17 protein-coding genes are annotated in these 20962 nt (G+C 66.0%); 7 read left to right on the top strand and 10 right to left on the bottom strand.

Translation table 11 applies throughout. The features are described from left to right. Window positions 1-208: 208 nt before the first annotated feature. Window positions 209-1678 carry an FGGY family carbohydrate kinase gene (locus tag IAG41_RS03910; protein WP_187727245.1) on the top strand — a complete coding sequence of 490 codons (1470 nt, stop codon included), beginning with the start codon at window positions 209-211 and terminating at the stop codon, window positions 1676-1678. Here the strand turns inward: IAG41_RS03910 and IAG41_RS03905 are convergent. Both IAG41_RS03905 and IAG41_RS03900 read right to left on the bottom strand, forming a co-directional pair. Beyond that, on the bottom strand, window positions 1656-3224 hold the full coding sequence (locus tag IAG41_RS03905; RefSeq protein WP_262408435.1) for an amidase: 1569 nt from the start codon (window positions 3222-3224) through the stop codon (window positions 1656-1658). The two genes, IAG41_RS03910 and IAG41_RS03905, sit on opposite strands and share 23 nt — an antisense overlap. Before the next feature lie 22 nt (window positions 3225-3246). Next, window positions 3247-4950, bottom strand: coding sequence for a class I adenylate-forming enzyme family protein (locus tag IAG41_RS03900; protein ID WP_187727860.1), 1704 nt, complete (start codon window positions 4948-4950; stop codon window positions 3247-3249). 199 nt (window positions 4951-5149) lie between these two features. Between IAG41_RS03900 and IAG41_RS03895 the strand changes: the two genes are divergently transcribed. The 5 genes from IAG41_RS03895 to IAG41_RS03875 all read left to right on the top strand — a co-directional run bounded on the left by IAG41_RS03895 (window position 5150) and on the right by IAG41_RS03875 (window position 11906). After that, window positions 5150-6370 carry a serine hydrolase domain-containing protein gene (locus IAG41_RS03895; RefSeq protein WP_187727244.1) on the top strand — a complete coding sequence of 407 codons (1221 nt, stop codon included), beginning with the start codon at window positions 5150-5152 and terminating at the stop codon, window positions 6368-6370. A 95-nt stretch (window positions 6371-6465) separates the two neighbouring features. Continuing rightward, window positions 6466-8493: a 3-hydroxyacyl-CoA dehydrogenase NAD-binding domain-containing protein gene (locus tag IAG41_RS03890; protein WP_187727243.1), complete on the top strand. Its 2028-nt coding sequence runs from the start codon at window positions 6466-6468 to the stop codon at window positions 8491-8493. 118 nt (window positions 8494-8611) lie between these two features. Next, complete coding sequence (locus IAG41_RS03885; protein ID WP_187727242.1) at window positions 8612-9793, top strand: acyl-CoA dehydrogenase family protein; 1182 nt, start codon at window positions 8612-8614, stop codon at window positions 9791-9793. Window positions 9794-9888: 95 nt separating this feature from the next. Continuing rightward, window positions 9889-11013, top strand: coding sequence for an acyl-CoA dehydrogenase family protein (locus tag IAG41_RS03880; protein WP_187727241.1), 1125 nt, complete (start codon window positions 9889-9891; stop codon window positions 11011-11013). Further along, entirely contained in the window at window positions 11013-11906 is an 894-nt protein-coding gene (locus tag IAG41_RS03875; RefSeq protein ID WP_187727240.1) for an acyl-CoA thioesterase, read from the top strand. Before IAG41_RS03880 ends, IAG41_RS03875 begins: the two co-directional genes overlap by 1 nt. A gap of 6 nt (window positions 11907-11912) precedes the next feature. On the opposite strand, the gene IAG41_RS03870 is transcribed toward IAG41_RS03875, so the two are convergent. The 7 genes from IAG41_RS03870 to IAG41_RS03840 form a co-directional block, all read right to left on the bottom strand. Then, window positions 11913-13088, bottom strand: a complete 1176-nt coding sequence (locus IAG41_RS03870; RefSeq protein ID WP_187727239.1) for an energy transducer TonB — start codon at window positions 13086-13088, stop codon at window positions 11913-11915. 54 nt (window positions 13089-13142) lie between these two features. Beyond that, complete coding sequence (locus IAG41_RS03865; protein WP_187727238.1) at window positions 13143-13856, bottom strand: TonB-dependent receptor; 714 nt, start codon at window positions 13854-13856, stop codon at window positions 13143-13145. 51 nt (window positions 13857-13907) lie between these two features. Beyond that, entirely contained in the window at window positions 13908-14708 is an 801-nt protein-coding gene (locus tag IAG41_RS03860; protein WP_187727237.1) for an SDR family NAD(P)-dependent oxidoreductase, read from the bottom strand. Further along, on the bottom strand, window positions 14708-15472 hold the full coding sequence (locus tag IAG41_RS03855) for an SDR family oxidoreductase (RefSeq protein ID WP_187727236.1): 765 nt from the start codon (window positions 15470-15472) through the stop codon (window positions 14708-14710). The genes IAG41_RS03860 and IAG41_RS03855 overlap by 1 nt, the downstream gene beginning before the upstream one ends. Window positions 15473-15589: 117 nt before the next feature. Next, on the bottom strand, window positions 15590-16606 hold the full coding sequence (locus IAG41_RS03850; RefSeq protein ID WP_187727235.1) for a phosphotransferase family protein: 1017 nt from the start codon (window positions 16604-16606) through the stop codon (window positions 15590-15592). Then, window positions 16603-17688: a Zn-dependent alcohol dehydrogenase gene (locus tag IAG41_RS03845; protein WP_187727234.1), complete on the bottom strand. Its 1086-nt coding sequence runs from the start codon at window positions 17686-17688 to the stop codon at window positions 16603-16605. Before IAG41_RS03845 ends, IAG41_RS03850 begins: the two co-directional genes overlap by 4 nt. Window positions 17689-17785: 97 nt before the next feature. Then, window positions 17786-19069: an acyl-CoA dehydrogenase family protein gene (locus IAG41_RS03840; protein ID WP_187727233.1), complete on the bottom strand. Its 1284-nt coding sequence runs from the start codon at window positions 19067-19069 to the stop codon at window positions 17786-17788. Window positions 19070-19233: 164 nt separating this feature from the next. Between IAG41_RS03840 and IAG41_RS03835 the strand changes: the two genes are divergently transcribed. Further along, window positions 19234-20493: a TetR/AcrR family transcriptional regulator gene (locus IAG41_RS03835; protein WP_187727859.1), complete on the top strand. Its 1260-nt coding sequence runs from the start codon at window positions 19234-19236 to the stop codon at window positions 20491-20493. A gap of 27 nt (window positions 20494-20520) precedes the next feature. Here IAG41_RS03835 and IAG41_RS03830 read toward each other — a convergent pair whose 3' ends face one another. After that, window positions 20521-20922 carry a hypothetical protein gene (locus IAG41_RS03830; RefSeq protein WP_187727232.1) on the bottom strand — a complete coding sequence of 134 codons (402 nt, stop codon included), beginning with the start codon at window positions 20920-20922 and terminating at the stop codon, window positions 20521-20523. Window positions 20923-20962: the final 40 nt, after the last annotated feature.

Genomic DNA, 20962 nt, shown 5'->3' with positions numbered 1-20962 from the left:
GCCCATTGCCGATGCTCTCCTGGAATTCAGCCGCACCGCGCGACGCACGTTCACCACCCGAAGGGATCCCGTCGTCCAAGGGCTCGCCGCCTATCGTTCCGGGTATGTCGTCCACTTGTGCCCTTTCGTTCCGGCCACCCTAGGGGTCCCCGCGACTCGGAGCAACGCCCCGGTTCCCCAAGTCTTCAATCCCCGCTAGCCTCCCCGAATGGCAGAAAAGATCCTCGTCATCGACGAAGGCACCACCTCGACGCGCGCGATGCTGTTCGCCGCGGGCGGCAAATGCCTGGCTTCGCGTTCCGCCGAACTCACCCAGCATTATCCCGGCCCCGGCCTGGTCGAGCACGACGCCAGCGAAATCTGGCGCCGCAGCCTCCAATGCGCGCATGCCATGGTGCTGGAGGCCGGCGGTGCCGACCAGATTGCCGCGATCGGCATCACCAACCAGCGCGAGACGATCGTCTTTTGGGACAAGGCGACCGGCGAGCCGCTCGCGCCCGCGATCGTCTGGCAGGACCGCCGCAGCGCGCCGCTCTGCCGCAAGCTGCGCGAAGCCGGCGAGGAGCCAGGCGTCCAGGCGCGCACCGGACTGCTGCTCGATCCCTATTTCTCGGGCACCAAGATCGCCTGGGCGATGGAGCACTGGCCGCAACTGAAGGGCGCGGGCGATCGGCTGGCGATCGGCACGATCGAAAGCTGGCTGGTGTGGAAGCTCACCGGCGGCCTGCACATCACCGACGCCACCAATGCCTCGCGCACCTTGCTGATGGGCCTGGGCAGCGGCGGCTGGAGCGACGGGCTGCTCGACATGTTCCACGCGCCGCGCGAGGCGCTGCCGGAGATCGTCGATTGCGCCGGGAAGTTCGGCACCACGAAATTGTTCGGCGGCGAGATCCCGATCTGCGGCATGGCGGGCGACCAGCAGTCCGCGACGATCGGCCAGGCCTGCCTGGAGCGCGGCGAGACCAAGGCGACCTATGGCACCGGCGCTTTCGTCCTCACCAATGCCGGCACCATCCCGCCCAGCTCGAAGCACCGCCTGCTCTCCACCGTGCTGTGGCAGCTGAACGGCCGCCGCACCTATGCGCTCGAAGGCTCGGTGTTCGTCGCGGGCAGCCTGGTCCAGTGGCTGCGGGACTCGATCCGCCTGATCGAGACCGCCGGGGAGACCGAGGCGCTCGCCCGCTCGGTCCCCGACAATGGGGGCGTCTATCTCGTCCCCGCATTGAGCGGCCTTGGCGCGCCCTGGTGGGAGCCCGATGCCCGCGCGTCCCTCTCCGGTCTCACCTTCTCCGCCACCCGCGCGCATATCGTCCGCGCCGCGCTGGAGGCGATGGCGCACCAGAGCCACGACCTCAAGACCGCCTTCGCCGCCGATGGTGCCGATTGGGCGCGGCTCCGCGTCGACGGCGGCATGGTCACCAACGACTGGATCGCGCAGGACCTCGCCGACATCCTCGCTTTGCCCGTCGACCGCCCCGATTTCGCGGAAACTACCGCGCTCGGCGCGGCGATGCTGGCAGGCGTGGGCTGCGGGATGTTCGCGGGGCTGGAGGAAGCGGCAAAGATGCGCGGGGCCGGGTTGACGTTCGAGCCAAAGCTGGATGCCGACGCCCGTGCAGCCCGGCTGGCGGGATGGGACCGGGCTGTCGCCTCTATCGTGACGCCGCGGGTCTAGCCAGCAACGGCGACACCCGCGCCACATTCGCCCGGTTCGCCTGCTCGAAACCCGCCGCCAGTTGCAGGCAGGCCAGCTCCCCATGAACCGGCGCGATGATCTGCACCCCGATCGGCAGCCCGCTCGCGCCAAACCCGGCTGGCGCCGCCAGCGACGGACAACCGGAAAGGGTCACCAGGCAAACCGCCTGCATCCACTCGTGATAGGTCCGCATCTCGCGCCCCGCGACCCGCGCCGGCCAACGCATCTCCCGGTCGAAGGGAAACAGCTGCGCCGTCGGAACGATCCAATAGTCGTATTGCTTGAACAACGCCCTCACCGCCCGCCCCCATTCGCTCCGGATCACCGAATTGGCGCTGACATCGAACCCCGAAAGCGCACGCCCCTGCTCGACCTCGTAGACCGCCTCGGGCTTGAGCATCGCGCGCTTCGCCGGGTCGTTGTAGACGTCCAGCAGCGCCCCGCCCTGCTGCCAGCCGCGCAGTTTGACGAAGGCCTGCCACGCCTTTTCAACCGGATAATCGGGCACCGCTTCCTCGACGGTGCAGCCTATCGCCTCGAACGACTTTAGCGCCTTCCGGCAGACCTCCAGCACTTCGGGCTCGAACGGCACCGCGCCTTTGAAATCCCCTGACCAGGCAATCCGGACGCCCTTGAAGTCTCGCTTCGGGCGCTGACGATATTGCGCCCCATCGCTCTCCATCGCCAGCGGCGCGCTCGGATCGAACCCTGCCTGCACAGACAGCAGCAGCGCGAGATCGGCGACGTTGCCCGCCATCGGGCCAGCGACTCCCATCGAGGGCAGCCATTCGTCCCCCCCGCGCCCCGGCACCCGGCCGATGCTGGTGCGGAAGCCATAGACATTGTTCCAGCCGGCCGGGTTGCGGAGACTCCCGCCATAATCGCTGCCGTCCGCAAGCGGCACCATCTTCAGCGCCAGCGCGACCGCAGCCCCACCGCTGCTTCCGCCGGCCGATTTGGACAGGTCGAACGGGTTGCGCGTCGCGCCATAGACCGGGTTGAAGGTGTGCGAGCCCAGGCCGAACTCCGGCGTATTGGTCTTGCCGATAATGATCGCACCGGCCTTGCGGAGGCGTTCGACCTGGAGCGCGTCGGCCTGGGCAACGAAATCGCGGAAGATCGGCGAGCCCTGGGTGAAGCGCATGCCCTTGACTGGCATCAGGTCCTTCACGGCATGCGGAAAGCCGTGGAGCACGCCGACCGGCTCCTTCGCTGCCAGCTGCGCGTCGCACCGCTGCGCCTGCGCGATCAGCTCGCCGCGGCCCTGCAGCGCGACGATCGCGTTGACCTTCGGGTTGAGCCTGTCGATCCGGTCGAGATAGGCGGTCATCACCTCGACGCACGAAACCGCGCGCGTCCGGATCGCCCCGGAAAGCTGAACGGCGCCCGTGTCCGCGATCTGTGCAGGAAGGCCGGCGGCGAACGCGCGCGCGCCGAACACCGCACCTCCCGCGGCCAGAGCGGCAAGACCCATGAAGTGCCGCCGCGGAATGCTCGGCTGCGAAACGTCTGTCGTGAAGATCATCCCGCCGCCCCCGGCTATTTGCCTAAGCCGCCGCCTCCCCCACGAACAGCGCCTTCAGATCCTTCTTCAATATCTTCCCGTTCGCATTCCGCGGCAGCACCTCCTCAACGAAGCGCACCGCCACCGGCACCTTGAACCCGGCCAGCCGCTCGCGGACCCAGGCCTGCAGCTCGGCCTCACTCGCCTCCATGCCGCGTGCGAGCTGGACCACCGCGACTGGCTCCTCGCCCAGCGTGCGGTGCGGCACGCCGATCAGTGCCGCGTCGCACACCGCCGGATGCGCGTAGAGCACGTCCTCCACCTCGGACGAATAGATGTTCTCGCCACCGCGGATGATGATGTCCTTGGCCCGGTCGACGATATAGACGAACCCGTCCTCGTCGAGCCGCGCCAGGTCGCCGGTCTTGACCCAGCCGTCACGGAAGGTCTCGGCGGTCGCCTCGGGCTTGGCCCAATAACCCTTCACGATCATCGGCCCGCGCGCCCAGAGCTCACCCACTTCACCCAGCGGCAGCTCGGTCTCGCCCTCCAGGTCCATGATCTTGAGGTCGGCCACCGCCACCGGCGGCCCCGCGCTGGTCGGCTTGGAGAGATAATCCTCGGCGCCATGGCTGGTCACCGTCGCCATCGTCTCGGTCATGCCCCAGCCGTTCGAGGGCAAAGCCCCGAATTCCTCATAGATCCGCCGCACCAGCTCGGGCGCCGAGGGCGCGCCGCCATAGGCGATCGTCTCCAGGCTGGAGAGGTCATGGTTCGCCCGCTCGGGATGCTCGAGCAACTGCCATGCGATCGTCGGCACGCCGCCGGTCATGTTGATCTTCTCGCGCTCGATCAGCCCCATCGCCAGCACCGGGTCCCAGCGTCGCATGAAGACGATCGTCGCCCCCGCCGCCATCATCCCCATCAGTCCCGCGCTGCACGCGGTGACGTGAAACAGCGGAATCACCAACAGGCTCACCTTGTGGTCGGGCACCGCCGGCGGGATCTCGCCACGGCGGAGCAGGGTCCGCGCCGCCGAATAGCCGCCCGACAATATGTTGGTCATGATGTTGCGGTGCGTGCCCAGCGCGCCCTTGGGGCTACCGGTCGTGCCGCTGGTGTAGAAGATCGTCGCGTCGTCCTCGGGCGCGATCTCGACCTCGGGAAAGCGAATATCGGGCAGCGAGGCCCATTCGGCCGGGCTGCCGATCAGCCCCTCCAGGCTCGTCGCCGGCATGTCCAGCGCGGTCCTGGCGCGGCTGACCACCACCGTCTCCAGGTCGGGCAGCACGCCATAACATTGCTTCAGCCGCTCGTGCCGCTCGGCATCGACAAACAGGATCTTCGACCCCGAATCCTTCAGCCCATATTCGAGCTCGCCGCCGGTCCACCACGCATTCAGCGGCACCAGGATCGCGCCGATGCTCGTCGCCGCGAAGAAGATCACCGGCCATTCGGGCAGGTTGCGCATCGCCAGCGCCACCCGGTCGCCCTTGACCACGCCCAATGCCTGCAGCTTCGCCGCAAGATGGCAGACCGCGCGGTAATTCGCTTCGTAGGTTACGCGCTCGTCCTCATAGATGGTGAAGACCCGATCGCCATAGGCGCGGACCAATCGCTGCAGAACGGCAAGCGACGGCGGCGCGTTCTTCCACACCCGCGTCGGCACGCCGCGGATCGTCACCGTCTCCATTTCGAAGCGCGCGCCCGGCGCGGTCAGTGCGGCCTTGGCGTCTTCGAGCGACATCTTGGGCCAGGTCGGGTCCAGCGGCACGATCGGTTCGAGGGACAAGCGCGATCTCTCCAAATCTGAATGTTGGGTTTGGCGGGGAAGCCGTACCGTCCGGAACGTTAGTGTTGATTCGTGTCGCGCTCAAGGCAATAGGAGTCGTGCGCACGCAAGAAGGCGCAAGTCCGAAGATTCGAACAAGAGGTATGCCCGCAGCATGAAGATCGCCAGCCCCGAGAGCGAGGGATTCGACAGCGACAGGCTCGCGCGGATCGACGCTTTCGTGAAGGAACGCTATCTCGATTCGGGCAGGCTTCCGCACGCCCAGCTTCTGATCGCACGCAGCGGGCGGATCGTCCATTTCTCGCACCAGGGGCCTGCCCGCGAGGGCGGCGCGCCGGTCGATCACACCACCCTGTTCCGCATCGCCTCGATGACCAAGCCGGTCACTAGTCTCGCCTTCATGATGCTGCTCGAGGCGGGCAAGGTCGCGCTCGACACGCCGGTCCATCACGTCCTGCCCGAACTGAAGGGCGTCGGCGTCTATGCCGGCGGCGGTGGCGGCGTCGCGTTCGAGACCCGGCCGACCGCGAGCCCAATGCGGATGATCGATCTGCTGCGCCACACTTCGGGCCTCACCTATGGCTTCCAGGACCGCACCCCCATCGACGCCGCCTATCGCGAGTCGAAGATGGAAAACTGGCACGGCAATCTGACGCTCGACGAATTCGTCGCCGCGCTCGGCAAGCTCCCGCTCGAATTCTCGCCCGGCGACGAGTGGAATTATTCGGTGTCGACCGACGTGCTCGGCGCGGTAGTCGAGCGCGTCTCGGGCCAGTCGCTCGACCGCTTCTTCGCCGAGCGCATCCTCGCCCCGCTTGGCATGCACGACACCTTCTTCCAGGTGCCCGAGGACAAGATCGATCGCCTCGCCGATTGCTGGACGCTCGCCCCCGGCGGCGCCCGGGTGATGTACGATCGCGGCGCGGCTTCGGCCTGGTCCCGCTTCCCCCGATTGGTCTCGGGCGGCGGCGGCCTCGTCTCCTCGGCGCTCGACTATCACCGCTTCAACACCTTCTTCCTGAACGGCGGCGAGCTCGAAGGCACGCGCCTTGTCAGCCGCAAGACCGTCGATCTGATGACGATGAACCACCTGCCCGGCGGTTCGGACCTCACCCATATGTCGCGCTCGCTGTTCAGCGAGACGACCAACGCCGGCACCGGCTTCGGCCTGGGCTTCGCCATCAATATGGACGTCGCCAAGTCGATGCTTCCCGGTTCGTCGGGCGAATATTATTGGGGCGGGATGTTCTCGACTGCCTTCTTCATCGATCCGATCGAACGGATCACGATGGTCTTCATGACGCAATTCTCGCCGTCCACAACCTACCCGATCCGCCGCGAGCTCAAGACGATGATCTATTCGGCGCTGACCTGACCGTGCTCCTGCGAAAGCAGGAGCCCAGGGCCATGAACGGCCCGCTTGGAACCCTGGACCCCTGCTTTCGCAGGGGAACATGAACGGAGAAAGAAATGACCGGACCCATCACCACCAGCCGCCAGGGCGACGTCCTGATCCTCACCTCGGACAATCCGCCGGTGAACGCGCTCGGCGCCGCGGTCCGCCAGGGCCTCCAGGCCGGGATCGAGGAAGCCAGGAACGACGCGAGCATCAAGGCGGTCGTCATCACCTGCGCCGGCAAGACCTTCTTTGCGGGTGCCGACATCACCGAATTCGGCAAGCCGATGCAGGAGCCGTCGCTCCCGGTGCTGGTCGATGCGATCGAGGCGCTCGATAAGCCGGTGATCGCCGCGGTCCACGGCACCGCGCTCGGCGGCGGCTGCGAAGTCGCGCTGGCCAGCCATTATCGCATCGCCGTCCCCTCGGCGAAGTTCGGACTGCCCGAGGTGAAGCTCGGCATCCTGCCCGGCGCGGGCGGCACCCAGCGCCTGCCGCGCGTCGCTGGGGTCGAGTTCGCGCTCGAGCTCGCCGCCAAGGGCGATCCCGTCTCCGCCGCCCAGGCCCAGCAGGCCGGGCTGGTCGATCGCCTCGCCGGCGAGAACAGCCTGCTCGCCGATGCGGTCGCCTTCGCCAACGAAGTCATCGGCAAGCCGGTCTCGCGCTCCAGCGAGCGTCCGGTCACCGTCGATCCGGCGGTGTTCGAGACTTTCCGCAAGACCAACGCCAAGCGCTTCCGCGGCTTCGAGGCGCCCGCGACGATCATCGACCTGATCGAGAAGACCGCCGGCACCCCCTATGCCGAGGGCGTCCAGCAGGAGCGGATGGGCTTCATGAAGCTCATCATGGGCACCCAGTCGGCGGCGCTGCGCCACATCTTCTTCGCCGAGCGCAAGGCATCGAAGATCGACGGCATCCCCGAGGACATCAAGCTGCGCGACATCAAGCGCGTCGGCGTGATCGGCGCCGGTACGATGGGCGGCGGCATCTCGATGAACTTCCTCTCGGCCGGCGTCCCGGTCACCATCGTCGAGATGGCGCAGGAAGCGCTCGATCGCGGCACCGGCACGATCCGCAAGAATTACGAGGCGACCGCCGCCAAGGGCCGGATGACCGCCGAGCAGGTCGAGGGCGCGATGGGGCTGCTCAAGCCGACGCTCAACTTCGACGATCTCGCCGAATGCGACCTGATCATCGAAGCGGTCTATGAGAGCATGGACGTCAAGAAGGAGGTGTTCGGCCGGCTCGACAAGATCGCCAAGCCCGGCGCGATCCTTGCCTCCAACACCAGCTACCTCAACATCGACGAGATCGCGGCGAGCACCTCGCGGCCGCAGGACGTGCTCGGCCTGCACTTCTTCTCGCCGGCCAATGTCATGAAGCTGCTCGAGATCGTCCGCGGCGCCAAGACCGCCGACGACGTGCTCGCCACCGCCATGGCGGTCTCGAAGAAGATCAAGAAAGTCGCCGTGGTCGCGGGCGTCTGTTACGGCTTTATCGGCAACCGCATGCTGATGCCGCGCCAGGTCGAGGCGATGAAGCTCCTCATGGAAGGCGCCACGCCAGAGCAGATCGATCGCGTCCATGTCGCGTTCGGTATGCCGATGGGGCCGTTCCAGATGAGCGATCTCGCCGGCGTCGATATCGGCTGGCATCGCGACCCGACCCGCATCGAGAATATCCGCGACGCCCTCGCCGCCGAGGGTCGTTGGGGCCAGAAGACCAGCAAGGGCTTCTACGACTATGACGAGAAACGGAACCCGTCGAACAGCCCGCGCGTCGCCGAGATCATCGAGGATTTCCGCAAGAAGACCGGCGCGGCGCAGCACGAGGTCACCGATGAGGAGATCGTCGAACGCACCCTCTATCCGATGGTCAACGAAGGTGCGCTGATCCTCGCCGAGGGCATGGCCCAGCGCGCGTCCGACATCGATGTGGTGTGGATCTATGGCTATGGCTGGCCAGTCTATCGCGGCGGCCCGATGTTCTGGGCCGACACCGAAGGCCTCAAGAAGATCGTCGCCGGCCTCGAGAAGCACGGCTTCGAGGTCGCGCCCCTGCTCCGTGAAAAGGCGGAGAAGGGCGAGAAGTTCAACAAGTGACCCACCCGCGCCGCCTGCACCCTTTCGTCACCCCGGCGAAAGCCGGGGCCCAGGGTCACGGGCGGCGCACTTTGTGACTCTGGATCCCGGCTTTCGCCGGGATGACGGATGAAGAGCTATGGAAGACCTCACCCAATTCCGCCTCGAAACCCGCGCCTGGCTGGAGGAAAACTGCCCACCCGCGATGCGCACGCCCGCACGCGGCGAGAAGGACGCCACCTGGGGCGGCCGCAACCCCGTCTACGCGCACCCCGACCAGAAAGTCTGGATGGACCGCATGGGCGCGCGCGGCTGGACCGTCCCCGATTGGCCGAGAGCCTATGGCGGCGGCGGCCTCAGCCCGGCCGAGACCAAGATCCTGCGCGAGGAGATGGCCCGCCTCCAGTGCCGCAATCCGCTCAACAGCTTCGGCATCTCGATGCTCGGACCGGCATTGCTCAAATACGGCACCGAGGAACAGAAGCTCGAACATCTCCCGAAGATCGCCCGCGGCGAGATCCGCTGGTGCCAGGGCTATTCCGAGCCCAATGCCGGCTCTGATCTCGCCGGCCTGCAAACCTCGGCGGAAGACAAAGGCGATCACTTCCTCGTCAACGGCCAGAAGGTCTGGACCAGCTATGCCGACCAGGCCGACTGGATCTTCTGCCTCGTCCGCACCGACAAGAGCACCAAGCAGGGCGGCATCAGCTTCCTGCTGTTCGACATGGCCAGCGAAGGCGTCTCGACCAAGCCGATCCTGCTGATCTCGGGCTATTCGCCGTTCTGCGAGACCTTTTTCGACAATGTGAAGGTGCCCAAGGCGAATTTGCTCGGCGAACTCAACAAGGGCTGGGACGTCGCCAAATATCTGCTCGGCCATGAGCGCGAGATGATCTCGGGCATGGGCCTGGGCGGTGGCGGCGGCAATGTGCTGGTCGAGGATGCTCTCGCCGCGATCGGCCGCGACGCGCAAGGGCGCCTCGCCGATCCGCTACTCCGGGCGAACATTGCGGTCTTCGAAGTTCGCGCCCGCGCCTTCGCCGCAATGTCCGAGCGCTTCATCGACGAGCTCAAGGCCGGTCGCGCGCACCCCGCCCAGCCGAGCATGATGAAATATTACGGCACCGAGCTGAACAAGGCGCGCCACGAGCTGGTCATGGCCGCGGGCGGCTCCGATGCGCTCGAATGGGAGAGCACTGCGTCGCAGGGCGGTGCCAAGCCGAGGGCCTGGCTGCGCACCAAGGCCAATTCGATCGAAGGCGGCACCTCCGAGATCCAGCTCAACATCATCGCCAAGCGTATCCTGGATTTGCCCTCATAATCGTCATCCCGGCGAAAGCCGGGATCCAGAGCCACAAGCGGCGCACTCCGGGCCCTGGATCCCGGCTTTCGCCGGGATGACGAAAAGAGAGAAAAATGCCCCTCTACCTAACCGACGACCAGACCCTGCTCCAGGAAACCGCCCGCGATTTCATCGCCGAGCACGCGCCGGTCAGCCAGCTGCGCCAACTTCGCGATCAAAAGGATCCGACCGGTTTCAGCCGCGACCTGTGGAAGCAGTTCGCCGAGCTCGGCCTCACCGGCATCCTGATCCCGGAAGGCGATGGCGGCCTGGGCCTCGGCCATGTCGAAGCGGGCGTCGTGCTCGAGGAAATCGGCAGGAATCTCAGTCCCTCCCCCTTCCTCACCACTGCCGTCGCCGCGGTCGAGGCGCTCAAGGGCACCGCCCATGCCGCGCGCTGGTTCCCCGGCATCCTCGCCGGCGAGACGGTGATCGCGGTCGCGACGGACGAGACGCCGAAGTTCACAGATGCCGTGGCGCTCAAGGCGGAGCGTTCGGGCAACGGCTTCCGCCTGTCCGGCACCAAGCAGTTCGTCCAACACGCCCACACCGCCGATCTCATCCTGGTAACCGCGCGAACTTCGGGCTCCACAACGGACAGTTCGGGAATCACCCTTTTTGCGATCGATCCGAAATCCGCGGGTCTGACCCTCGATCCCCAGCGCCTGGCCGACTCCAGCATCGCCTCCCGCGCTACTTTCGACAACGTAAGCGTAAACTCCGATACGGTCGTCGGCGAGGTCGATGCCGGCTCCGATCCCCTCTCCCGCCTGCTCCGCGCCGCCCGCACCGGCGCCTCGGCCGAATTGCTCGGCGTCGGCGGCGGCGCAATGGCGATGACGGTGAATTATCTCAAGGATCGCAAGCAGTTCGGGGTGCCGATCGGCTCGTTCCAGGCGCTCCAGCACCGCGCCGCGCACCTCTATTCCGAGCTGGAGGTCGCCCGCGCCGCCGTCCTCAAGGCGCAGCAGCTCCTCGACGCCGGCCAGGACGCGACAGAGGCCGTCGCAGTCGCCAAAGCGATGACCGGCCTCGCCACCACGCTCGCGGTGCAGGAGGGAATCCAGATGCATGGGGGCATCGGCATGACCGACGAATATGATATCGGCTTCTTCATGAAGCGCGCCCGCGTCCTGGCCGAATTGTTCGGCGACACCAATTTCCACGCCAATGCGCTGGCCGAAGCTGCAGGTTATTGATGTCAGACGAAGAATCCCAACGCGCCACGACGCCTGAGGGCCTTGTCGAGCAGCTCATCACGCTGCTCGACGTCGAGGAGATCGACACCGATCTCTATCGCGGCCCGCGCCAGCCCGGCGGCGTCGGCCGCGTGTTCGGCGGTCAGGTGATCGGTCAGGCACTCCAGGCCGCCCAGCGCTCGGTCGATGACGGCAAGGCCGCCCACTCGCTCCATGCTTATTTCATGCGCGCGGGCGACGAGAACCACCCCATCATCTACCGCGTCGTCCGCGATTTCGAAGGGCGCAGCTTCGCCAATCGCCGCGTGATCGCGATGCAGAAAGGTCAGCCGATCCTCAACATGACGGCCTCGTTCCAGCTGCCTGCCGAGGGGCTGCACCATCAGGAATCGATGCCCGACGTGCCGCCTCCCGAAGCGCTGCGCTCCGAGCGCGAGCTGCGCGACGAGATCCAGGAGCAGGTGCCCGAAAAGCTCCGTCGCTTCTTCCTGCGCGCCCGCCCGATCGAGATCCGTCCGGTCTCTCCCCGCAACTGGTTCCGCCCCGAGCCGACCGAGTCCGTCCAGCACAGCTGGTTCAAGGTCGCGGCGCCCCTGCCCGACGATCCCGCGCTCCACCGCGCGATGCTCGTTTATGCCACCGACATGACGTTGCTCGGCACGTGCATGCTGCCGCACGGCGTGAGCTGGATGCAGGGCAATATCCAGACCGCGAGCCTCGATCATGCAGTGTGGCTGCACGAGCCGTTCCGCTTCGACGAATGGCTGCTCTACACCACCGACAGCCCCTGGTCGGGCCATGCGCGGGGCTTCAACCGCGGCCGCATCTATTCCCGCAACGGGCGGCTGGTGGCCAGCGCCGCGCAGGAGGGGTTGATCCGGGTCAAAGGCTGAGCGCGTTTACTCGCCGTCGCTCGGCTCGGGATGATCCTTGTTCGGCATCACGAAGCGGACGATATCCACGCACCCGCTGCGCCCGGCCTGCGAAGGCGCTTGGCGGGCATCGGCGACGATCGAGCGCGCCTCCTCGCCGAACATGTCGGCCGGCTCCGCGGCCAGCACGCGGACATTGCCTGTCGCGCCCCAGGGCGCGATGTCATAGCCGATGATTGCCCAGCCCTCGATCGACCGGCCCTGAAAACCCTGCGGGAAACGCAGCGCCGGCATGCTCGTCCAGGTGGTCTGGTCCGCGGGACATTTCGCATCGGCCGGCGCGAAGCTCGCGACGTCGGGCGATTTGGGCGCCTCCAGCGGCTCCTTGTGGCGCCGGTAATAGGGATAGGTGCAGCCATGCTTGGCCGAGGGCCCGAAGCGCGAGCGCTGGACCGCGTCGATGGTCGCACGCTCCAGTGCGGTGTTGCCGTCGGAATCGACGATGCGCACGTTGATCGGCTTGCCGTTCGCGTCGATGTCGAAACCCGCCATCGCATAGGACCAGGTACCTGGCGCCTGCGGGATCGTCTCAAACGCAGGAAATGCCCGCAACCGAATCTCCGGGCTGTTCATGCCGATGCAATCCGAGTCCGCGGGATGCATCCGCTTGAAAAGCTGATTTTCCTGGGGACCGCGCGTATGCGGAGACACGAAATAGCGCCGCACCAGCGGCAGCGGCGCGTCGGTCGTCGACATGCCCCTCGCCTCGAAGGTGACGCGGCACTTCGCCTGCGGGCTTCCGGGGGCAAAGCGCCACGTGGCGAAAGCGGGCGCGACATCGCCGTTCTGGACATAGGCGCGCAGGCCCGTTTCGGGCTTGGCGGGTTCGCGTGTGATGCCCAGCGGCCTTCCACTCGCATCGATCCGGAAGGTGAACGTGATCGGGGCGGCAGCCGCGCCCGGTTCAGCGAAGCCGGTCGCGGGAAAGGGCCGCTCCGCCGAACGCGGCGTCACCGTCGCGCCCGCGCATTCCACGCGGCCCGGCACATAATCGAACAACTGGCTGCTCGTCAGCTGCCTCGGCGCAGGCGGAATCACCACGACAGGCGGCGGCGGTGGTGCAGGCATGTGATCCTGCGCCCAGGCGGCGGTGGTGACGGTGCCGCAGCATGCGGCGGCAAGAAGGACGAGGCGCGATTTCATGGTACCCTCGCTGCCGCAGCTTCGTGACAAGCTCAAGACTGCACTTCAACCATTTCAGTTCTTTGGACGAACCACCATATTATACGGCACGTAGAGAAACACGTCGGTCAGCCCGGCACGGGTCCATTCGACCGGTCGGTCGAGCCCCTTGATCTCGACGCCATAGTCCGGCCCCAGCCGCGCGGCGACGCTCTTTGCGTCTCCGGTCACGATATCGAGGATCTCGCCGCGAAACTTGTCCGGGCCGACGATCGAGAGCGTCAGGTCGTCGGAGGAGCCGCGGATCTCGGCGCGCCCCACCACTGGCACCGCCTTAATGAACTTGTTGATCCGATCGCGCGCGGTGACGCCGTCTACACCCGAGCCGAGGTGTACCTTCACCAGGAAACTCGTGCGATCGGTATCGGGGCGGTTGTCGTTCGTAAGGCCCAGGTTGCGATAATTGTCGAGCGTCAGCGGCTCGACCACCTCGTTCCCCGTCGCCAGATCGACGCCATATTTGGGCGCGATGCCGATCGCGCCCTTCACCATGTCGAAAATCTCGCTCCGGCGCTTGGCCTGGTCGCGGGTGTCGCCCGCGATGGTCACGCTGACGATCGCGAAGTCGGCGGCGCGGCGCAGCCCCACCACCGGCCGCGTATCGACGAAATCGCGCGACTCGCGCCGCGATGCCGTGACGACGATCTCGGCCGACGCATAATCCTGTGCGAACGCCTCGACCGGCACCGAAAGCAACGCAATCGGCAGCAACTTCGACAACAGCTTCATGATCCGCTCCCCCTTTGGGAGAGGCTGTCTCCGCCGGCCGACCGAGTCAATCTAGAAGGCAGGCTTGCCGAATTCCTGTCGCGTCACCGGATGGCTCGACGAAAGCCCGCCATCCACGACCCAGGCCTGGCCGTTGACATAGCTCGCCTCGTCGCTGGCGAGGAACAGCGCCACGCGTGCGATCTCGTCGGGCACGCCGGCGCGGCGCAAGGGATTGAGCTGGCCGAGCTTGTCCTCCTTGCCCCGTTCGCGCGCATAATCGAACGCGCGCTGGGTCATGCCGGTCTCGATCAGCCCCGGGCAGATCGCATTGACCCGCACGTTCGAGGTGGAGAGCTGCTGCGCCGCGGTCTGCACCAGGTTGATCACGCCCGCCTTGCTCGCCGAATAGGCCGCCCCGCCCGCGCCCGATCGCAGCCCGGCAACGCTCGCGGTGCAGACGATCGCGCCGCCGCCGCGATCGACGATCTTCGGCGCGCCATGCTTGATCGCCAGGAAGGGCCCGATCAAATTGACCCGAAGCACCTCGGTCCACAGCTCGACCGAGGAATCGAAAATGCCCTCGGCGCCTCCCGAAATCCCCGCATTGGCGTAGAAGATATCGAGCCCGCCGAACCGCTCGCAGGCGGTCGCCACCAGCCGCTCGACATCGCCTTCGTCGCCCGCGTCCATCTGCACCGCGACGGTGCTGTCTATCGCCGCGATGCCGAGCCCTGCGACCGTCTCGTGCACGGCCTCGCTCACATCGGCGGCGACCACCTGCGCGCCCTCCGCCGCGAATGCCCGGGCGGTCGCCCGGCCGATGCCCGAACCCGCGCCGGTGACGATCGCTACCTTTCCCGAAAACCGCATCAGATCGTCACTCCGCCGTCGATCACCATCGCCTGTCCCGTCATGAAGGCACTGGCCCTGCTCGCCAGATACACCACCGCGCCGGCAATCTCCTCCGGCTCACCGATCCGGCGGAGCGGCGTGGTCGAATTGGTCGCCTTGATCCGCTCGGGATCCTCCCACAAAGCGCGGGCGAAATCGGTCTTGATCAGCCCCGGCGCGATGCAATTGACCCGCACATTGTCCGGCCCGAACTCGACCGCATAGTTGCGCGCCAGCTGGAAATCCGCCGCCTTGGAGACATTGTACGCACCGATCACCGGCGATCCGCGCAGGCCGCCGATCGACGATATGATGATGATCGATCCCTCGCACCGCGCCCGCATCTCTGGCGCCACCATCTGGATCAGCCAGTGGTTGGAGACGATATTGTTGTCGAGGATCTTGCGGAACTGCTCGTCGGCAATGTCCTCGAGCGGCCCGTAACAGGGATTGGACGCCGCGTTGCAGACCAGCACGTCGATCCGACCGAATGCGCGCCGCGTCTGATCCACCAAATTCTGGAGCGCCGCCTTGTCCGAGATGCTCGCCGCGATCGCGATCGCCGTGCCGTCGCCGAAGCGCGCGTTGATTTCGCCCGCGGCCTCGTCGCACGCATCCTGCTTGCGGCTGGAAATGGCGACCTTCGCGCCATGCTCCGCCAGCGCCTCGGCCGCCGCGCGCCCGATCCCGCGCGTGGACCCGGTGACGATGGCTACCTTGTCGGTCAGGTCGAACAAGCTCATCGTTTCATTCCTCTATCGTTCGTGCTGAGCTTGTCGAAGCACGCTCCGCCACAGGCCCTCCGCTGCCGGGCAGCCGCCCCTCGACAAGCTCAGGGCGAACGGACGGGGAGAATTCATTCACGCGCCGGCCTCCTCCGCAAAATGCCAGGCGGAAGCGACCAGCCCGGGCATCCGCTCGACCGTCGCCGCGGCCTGTGCGCTCGAGGCATTGCCGTCGATAATCCGCTTCTTGATCCCTTGGACGATGCCGGCGAGCCGGAAGAGATTATACGCGAAATACCAGTTGAGATCGGGCACCCCGTCCCGCTTCGTCGCCGCGCAGTAGCGCACAACCACATCCTCTATGGTCGGAATGCCGGTGTGCTGCCCGGTCAGCCCCTTCACGCCCGAACGCCCCTCGGGCTGCGTCACCCAGCTCATCAGGAAATAGGAAAAGTCCGCCAGCGGATCGCCGAGCGTCGACAGCTCCCAGTCGAGCACAGCAAGGATGCGCGGCTCGCTGGGATGGAAGATCATGTTGTCGATCCGGAAATCGCCATGGACGATGCTGGTGCGCGTCTGCTCTGGCACGGTGCGCGGCAGCCATTCGATCAGCCGCTCCATCTCGGGCAAATCGTCGGTCTGGCTCATCCGGTATTGTTTCGACCAGCGCGCCACCTGCCGCTCGAAATAATTGCCCGGCTTGCCGTAATCACCCAGCCCCACCGCCTCGACGTCGATCGAGTGCAGGGCTGCCAGCGTGTCGACAATCGCCTCGTAATGCGCGGTCCGCTGCTCTGCCGTCATCCCCGGCAGGGAGCCATCCCACAAGGTCCGCCCCTCGACCATCTCCATGATGTAGAAGGGCGCGCCGAGCACCTCCGCATCCTCGCAGAGCCCATAAGGCCGGGCAACCGGAAAGCCCGTGGGATGCAGAGCGGCGATGAGCTGATATTCGCGCTCCACCGCGTGCGCCGAAGGCAGGATCGGCCCGAACGGCTTGCGCCGCAGCACGTAAGAGCCGCTCGCCGCGTCGATCCGATAGGTCGGATTGCTCTGCCCACCCGCGAACTTCTCGACCGTGAACGGCCCCTCGAACCCGGTGACGGTTGCGCCAAGCCAATCGCCCAGCCGCACTTCATCCAGGTCGCTCATGCGAACTCGATCACTGAACGCACGCTATGCCCCTGACGAAGCTTCTCCAGCGCGTCGTTGACGTCCTCCAGCCGGATCCGCTCGGCCACCATCGTGTCGAGATCGAGCAGTCCATCGAGATACATCTGCACCAGCCGGGGCATGTCGATCGGGAAGCGCGTCGAACCCAGCAGCGATCCCTGGATCTTCCGGCCTGTGAGGAAGGTGGGCCCGGGCAGACTCACATTGTTCCCCGGTGCGATCATCCCCAGAATCGTCGCGGTGCCGCCGCGGCGCAGGATGTTCCAGGCGAGCTCGGCGGTGTTCGATCGCCCCACCGCCTCGATCGCATAATGCACGCCACCGTTGGTCAGCTTGAGCACGTCCTTGACGATCGTCTCGGAGCTCGGATCGAGCGCTTGCGTCGCTCCCAGCTTGAGCGCCAGCTCGCGCTTCTCGGGCATCGGATCGATCGCCAGGATCGCGCCCGCGCCGGCAATCTTCGCCGCGTTGATCGCCGCTAGGCCGATCCCGCCGGCGCCGATAACCGCGACGCTCTCACCCGGCCGCACCCGGCTGTCGTTGAACACCGCGCCGGCACCGGTGATCACGGCGCAGCCGAGCAAAGCCGCCCGATCGAGCGGCATCTCCTTGGAGATCGCCACGCACGCATTCTCGTGCACCAGCATCATCTCGGCAAAGGCGGAAAGGTTGAGGAACGGCGCCAGCGGACGTCCATCCGCGAGGCTCAGCCGCGGCTCGGCATCGGCCGGGCGCCGCGTCGACGGATCGATGCACAAGGAAGGCCGCCCGGTGACGCACATCTCGCAGCTGCCGCAGAACACCGTGAAGAAGGTGATGACGTGATCGCCGGGCTTCAGATGCGCGACGTCGCTCCCGACCGCCTCGATCACCCCCGCCGCCTCGTGGCCCGGCACGGTCGGCACCGGGTGCGGGAAGGCGCCATCGACAAAATGGAGATCGGAGCGGCATACGCCCACCGCAGCGGTGCGGATCAGCACCTCGCGCGGCCCCGGCTTGGAGACCATAACCTCCTCGATCTGGAGCGGCGACCTGGCTTCGAAAAGTACGGCTGCTTTCATTCTCTCTCCCACCTCCAGTGCTCCCGCGAAAGCAGGAGCCCAGAGTCACAAGGGCATCGCTCCGTTACCCTGGGCTCCCGCTTCCGCAGGAGCACGGCTAACGCGAAACGCCCAGGTCCGCCGAGGACGGCCGATCCGCCTTATAGTCCCCATATTTGCCGAACTCGGCCCGTGCGATCGCCCGGTTGTGCACCTCGTCCGGCCCGTCGGCCAGCCGCAGCGTGCGGATGCCGGCCCAGTCATGCGCGAGATGAAAGTCACTCGACACGCCGGCGCCGCCATGCGCCTGGATCGCGTCGTCGATGATTTGCAGCGCCATGGTGGGCGCCTGTACCTTGATCATCGCGATCTCGAGTTGGGCGGCCTTGTTGCCGGCCTTGTCCATCATGTCGGCCGCCTTCAGGCACAATAACCGGGTCATCTCGATGTCGATCCGCGCCCGGGCGATCCGCTGCTCCCAGATCGAATGGTCCGAGATGCGCTTGCCGAACGCGACGCGGCTGACGAGCCGCTTGGCCATCGCCTCGATCGCTTCCTCCGCCACGCCGATGGTGCGCATGCAATGGTGGATGCGCCCCGGCCCGAGGCGGCCCTGCGCGATCTCGAACCCGCGTCCTTCCCCCAACAGGACATTCTCGGCCGGCACGCGCACATTCTCGAGCAGGACTTCGCCGTGCCCGTGCGGCGCATGATCATACCCGAAAACCGAAAGCATCCGCTCGATCTTCACGCCCGGCGCATCGAGCGGTACCAGGACCTGGCTCTGCTGGGCATGGCGGGCGGCGTCGGGATTGGTCTTGCCCATCACGATCGCGATCGCACAGCGCGGATCACCGGTACCCGACGACCACCATTTGCGGCCGTTGATCACATAGTCGTCGCCGTCACGCTCGATCCGCGTCTCGATATTGGTTGCGTCGGACGATGCCACTGCCGGCTCGGTCATCAGGAAGGCAGAGCGGATCTCGCCCTCCATCAGCGGCTTGAGCCAGCGGTCCTTCTGCGCGCGGGTGCCGTAGCGATGCAGCACTTCCATATTGCCCGTATCGGGCGCCGAGCAGTTGAACACCTCGGAAGCCCAGCCGACACGGCCCATCTCTTCGGCGCACAGCGCATATTCGAGGTTGGTGAGCTGGGTGCCTTCGAACGCGAAGCTGTCGTCGACATGGGCATGACCCGAATGCGGCGGCATGAAGAAATTCCACAGCCCCTCGGCCTTGGCCTGGGCCTTCACTTCCTCCAGCACCCCGTTTACCTTCCACCGGTCGCCTTTATCCGCCTCGGCGCGATACTCGGCGCCGCGAGGCCGGATCCGCGTGTCGATGAATGTCTTCACGCGATCGCGGAAATAGGTCTCGCGCTCGGTCAGCGTGAAGTCCATGGCATCCTCCCGATTAACTGTCGTATCCGGGTCTAGAGCGTACCGGATATTCGGTAAAGGGGATTGGGCATGTGCGGGGGCACAGTATCACCCATGTTCCTTCGCCATGCCTGAGTCCCAAAAAACCATTTTGGCTTCGATCTTAAATGAGTAAGTTGCATGATATGAATGCGCCGGAGACAATCGCCCAGGAATCAGAGGCCAGTGCGCCCGAAAAGGGCACCAAACGCTTCCAGGCGAAGCGCGACGCGATCCTGTCCGCCGCTGCCGATGCGATCAACGAACAGAGCGCGAAGGGCATGACCTTCGCCGATGTGGCGCGGCGTGTCGGGCTCAATACCACCAGCGTCACCTATTATTTCAAGCGCAAGGAAGATCTCGCCGCCGCCGCGTTCGAGCAGACGCTCGAGCGGCTCGACGAGATGCTAGACCAGGCGCTGACCGAACCGACGCCCGAAACGCGCGTCGCGCGCTTCCTCAACATCAACATGGAACGCCTCGCCCGCATCCAGCGCGGCGAGGAACAGGCCTTCGCCATCCTCTCGGACCTCCGCGCGATGGAAGAGCCCATGAAGAGCCAGCTGCTCACCGGCTGGCGCAACATCTTCCGCAAGACGCGCAGCCTCTGGGGCGCCGAGGGCACCCGCGCCGAAACCGACCTGCGCGGCGCGCGCGCGCATGTCGTGCTCGAAAACACTTTCTGGCTCACCGCCTGGCTGACGCGATACGAGATCGACGAATATCCCCGCGTCGAGCAAAGGCTGATGGACGTGTTCCGCCACGGCATCGCCGGACCGGGCCAGAAATGGCAGCCCGAACTGCTCGACCTGGAGCATGAGGAGCCGGAGCTCGGCCGCGACGCCTTTCTGCTGGCTGCCACGAGGCTGATCAACGAACTCGGCTATCGCGGTGCATCGGTCCAGCGGATCGCCTCGGAGCTCAATGTCACCAAGGGCAGCTTCTACCACCATCTCGACGCCAAGGACGAGCTGGTCACCGCCTGCTACAAGCGCAGCTTCGACATCATCGCCGATGCCCAGCGCCTCGCCGAAGGCCATCGTGGCTCGCACTGGGAGCGGCTGGAAAGCACGATTGCAACCCTGCTCGACGTGCAATTCTCCGAGCGCGGTCCCCTGCTGCGCACCACCGCCCTCTCCGGCTTGCCGCCGCGCGTCCGTAATACGATGATCGACCGCTCGAACCGCATCGCCCGCCGCTTCGCGGGCATGCTTTCGGACGGTATCGCGGAAGGCTCGATCCGCCCGATCGACCCGCTGGTCGCCAGCCAGGCATTGATGGCGCTCCAGAACGCCGCCTTCGACATGCGCAAATGGGCGAGCACGATGCCGCGCGAGAAAGCGGTCGCCTTTTATGCCTCCACGCTCGCGTTCGGGCTGTTCGACGATAGTGTGCTAGGCGCCTGACGGACTAACCCGTCGCGGCGGCGCGGTTCAGTTGGCCTGCTTCACCCGCGTATAGGGGACGAAGTCGCCAAGGATCACAAATCCATGCTGAAACCTGGAGAATCGATCGATCAGCTTGACTGAGTCGATGCTGCAAAGCTGGCTACCGTACGTCTTGGTCACCAGGATATCGTCAGAATCGAGGGTGTCCGCACCCGAGCGGGGCTCGTTGACATAGAGCGTGCCCCCGACGCGATACACGATCGCCTTGCCGTCGATGATCTGGCTCGACGTCGCCGAAGCCAGACTGATGCAGTTTGTCGGCTTTCCGGCCACTCGCCCCGTCAAGAGACGGTCGAGCTTCTCCTGGGGCGTCTTTTGATCGGCAGCGCTGGCGGGCACTGCAAATGCAGTGGCGGCCAGAAACAGACTCGCAAGGATCTTACGCATGATCACTGTGTACCACAGATCGCCTGAACCACAGCTGACC

This window comes from Sphingomonas sp. JC676 (assembly GCF_014489075.1).
In the GTDB taxonomy this organism is placed as follows: Bacteria; Pseudomonadota; Alphaproteobacteria; order Sphingomonadales; family Sphingomonadaceae; genus Sphingomonas.
Note: the sequence above shows the minus strand (reverse complement) of the source record. Positions and strands in the feature narration are given on the sequence as shown.

Bases quoted from the DNA above. Each gene is read 5' to 3' on its own strand.
- IAG41_RS03835 (WP_187727859.1), top strand. From the start codon at position 19,234: ATGAATGCGCCGGAGACAATCGCCCAGGAATCAGAGGCCAGTGCGCCC.
- IAG41_RS03865 (WP_187727238.1), bottom strand. From the start codon at position 13,856: ATGAAGCTGTTGTCGAAGTTGCTGCCGATTGCGTTGCTTTCGGTGCCG.
- IAG41_RS03900 (WP_187727860.1), bottom strand. From the start codon at position 4,950: ATGTCGCTCGAAGACGCCAAGGCCGCACTGACCGCGCCGGGCGCGCGC.
- IAG41_RS03860 (WP_187727237.1), bottom strand. From the start codon at position 14,708: ATGCGGTTTTCGGGAAAGGTAGCGATCGTCACCGGCGCGGGTTCGGGC.
- IAG41_RS03850 (WP_187727235.1), bottom strand. From the start codon at position 16,606: ATGAGCGACCTGGATGAAGTGCGGCTGGGCGATTGGCTTGGCGCAACC.
- IAG41_RS03895 (WP_187727244.1), top strand. From the start codon at position 5,150: ATGAAGATCGCCAGCCCCGAGAGCGAGGGATTCGACAGCGACAGGCTC.
- IAG41_RS03880 (WP_187727241.1), top strand. From the start codon at position 9,889: ATGCCCCTCTACCTAACCGACGACCAGACCCTGCTCCAGGAAACCGCC.
- IAG41_RS03870 (WP_187727239.1), bottom strand. From the start codon at position 13,088: ATGAAATCGCGCCTCGTCCTTCTTGCCGCCGCATGCTGCGGCACCGTC.
- IAG41_RS03875 (WP_187727240.1), top strand. From the start codon at position 11,013: ATGTCAGACGAAGAATCCCAACGCGCCACGACGCCTGAGGGCCTTGTC.
- IAG41_RS03885 (WP_187727242.1), top strand. From the start codon at position 8,612: ATGGAAGACCTCACCCAATTCCGCCTCGAAACCCGCGCCTGGCTGGAG.
- IAG41_RS03840 (WP_187727233.1), bottom strand. From the start codon at position 19,069: ATGGACTTCACGCTGACCGAGCGCGAGACCTATTTCCGCGATCGCGTG.
- IAG41_RS03830 (WP_187727232.1), bottom strand. From the start codon at position 20,922: ATGCGTAAGATCCTTGCGAGTCTGTTTCTGGCCGCCACTGCATTTGCA.
- IAG41_RS03845 (WP_187727234.1), bottom strand. From the start codon at position 17,688: ATGAAAGCAGCCGTACTTTTCGAAGCCAGGTCGCCGCTCCAGATCGAG.
- IAG41_RS03890 (WP_187727243.1), top strand. From the start codon at position 6,466: ATGACCGGACCCATCACCACCAGCCGCCAGGGCGACGTCCTGATCCTC.
- IAG41_RS03910 (WP_187727245.1), top strand. From the start codon at position 209: ATGGCAGAAAAGATCCTCGTCATCGACGAAGGCACCACCTCGACGCGC.
- IAG41_RS03905 (WP_262408435.1), bottom strand. From the start codon at position 3,224: ATGATCTTCACGACAGACGTTTCGCAGCCGAGCATTCCGCGGCGGCAC.
- IAG41_RS03855 (WP_187727236.1), bottom strand. From the start codon at position 15,472: ATGAGCTTGTTCGACCTGACCGACAAGGTAGCCATCGTCACCGGGTCC.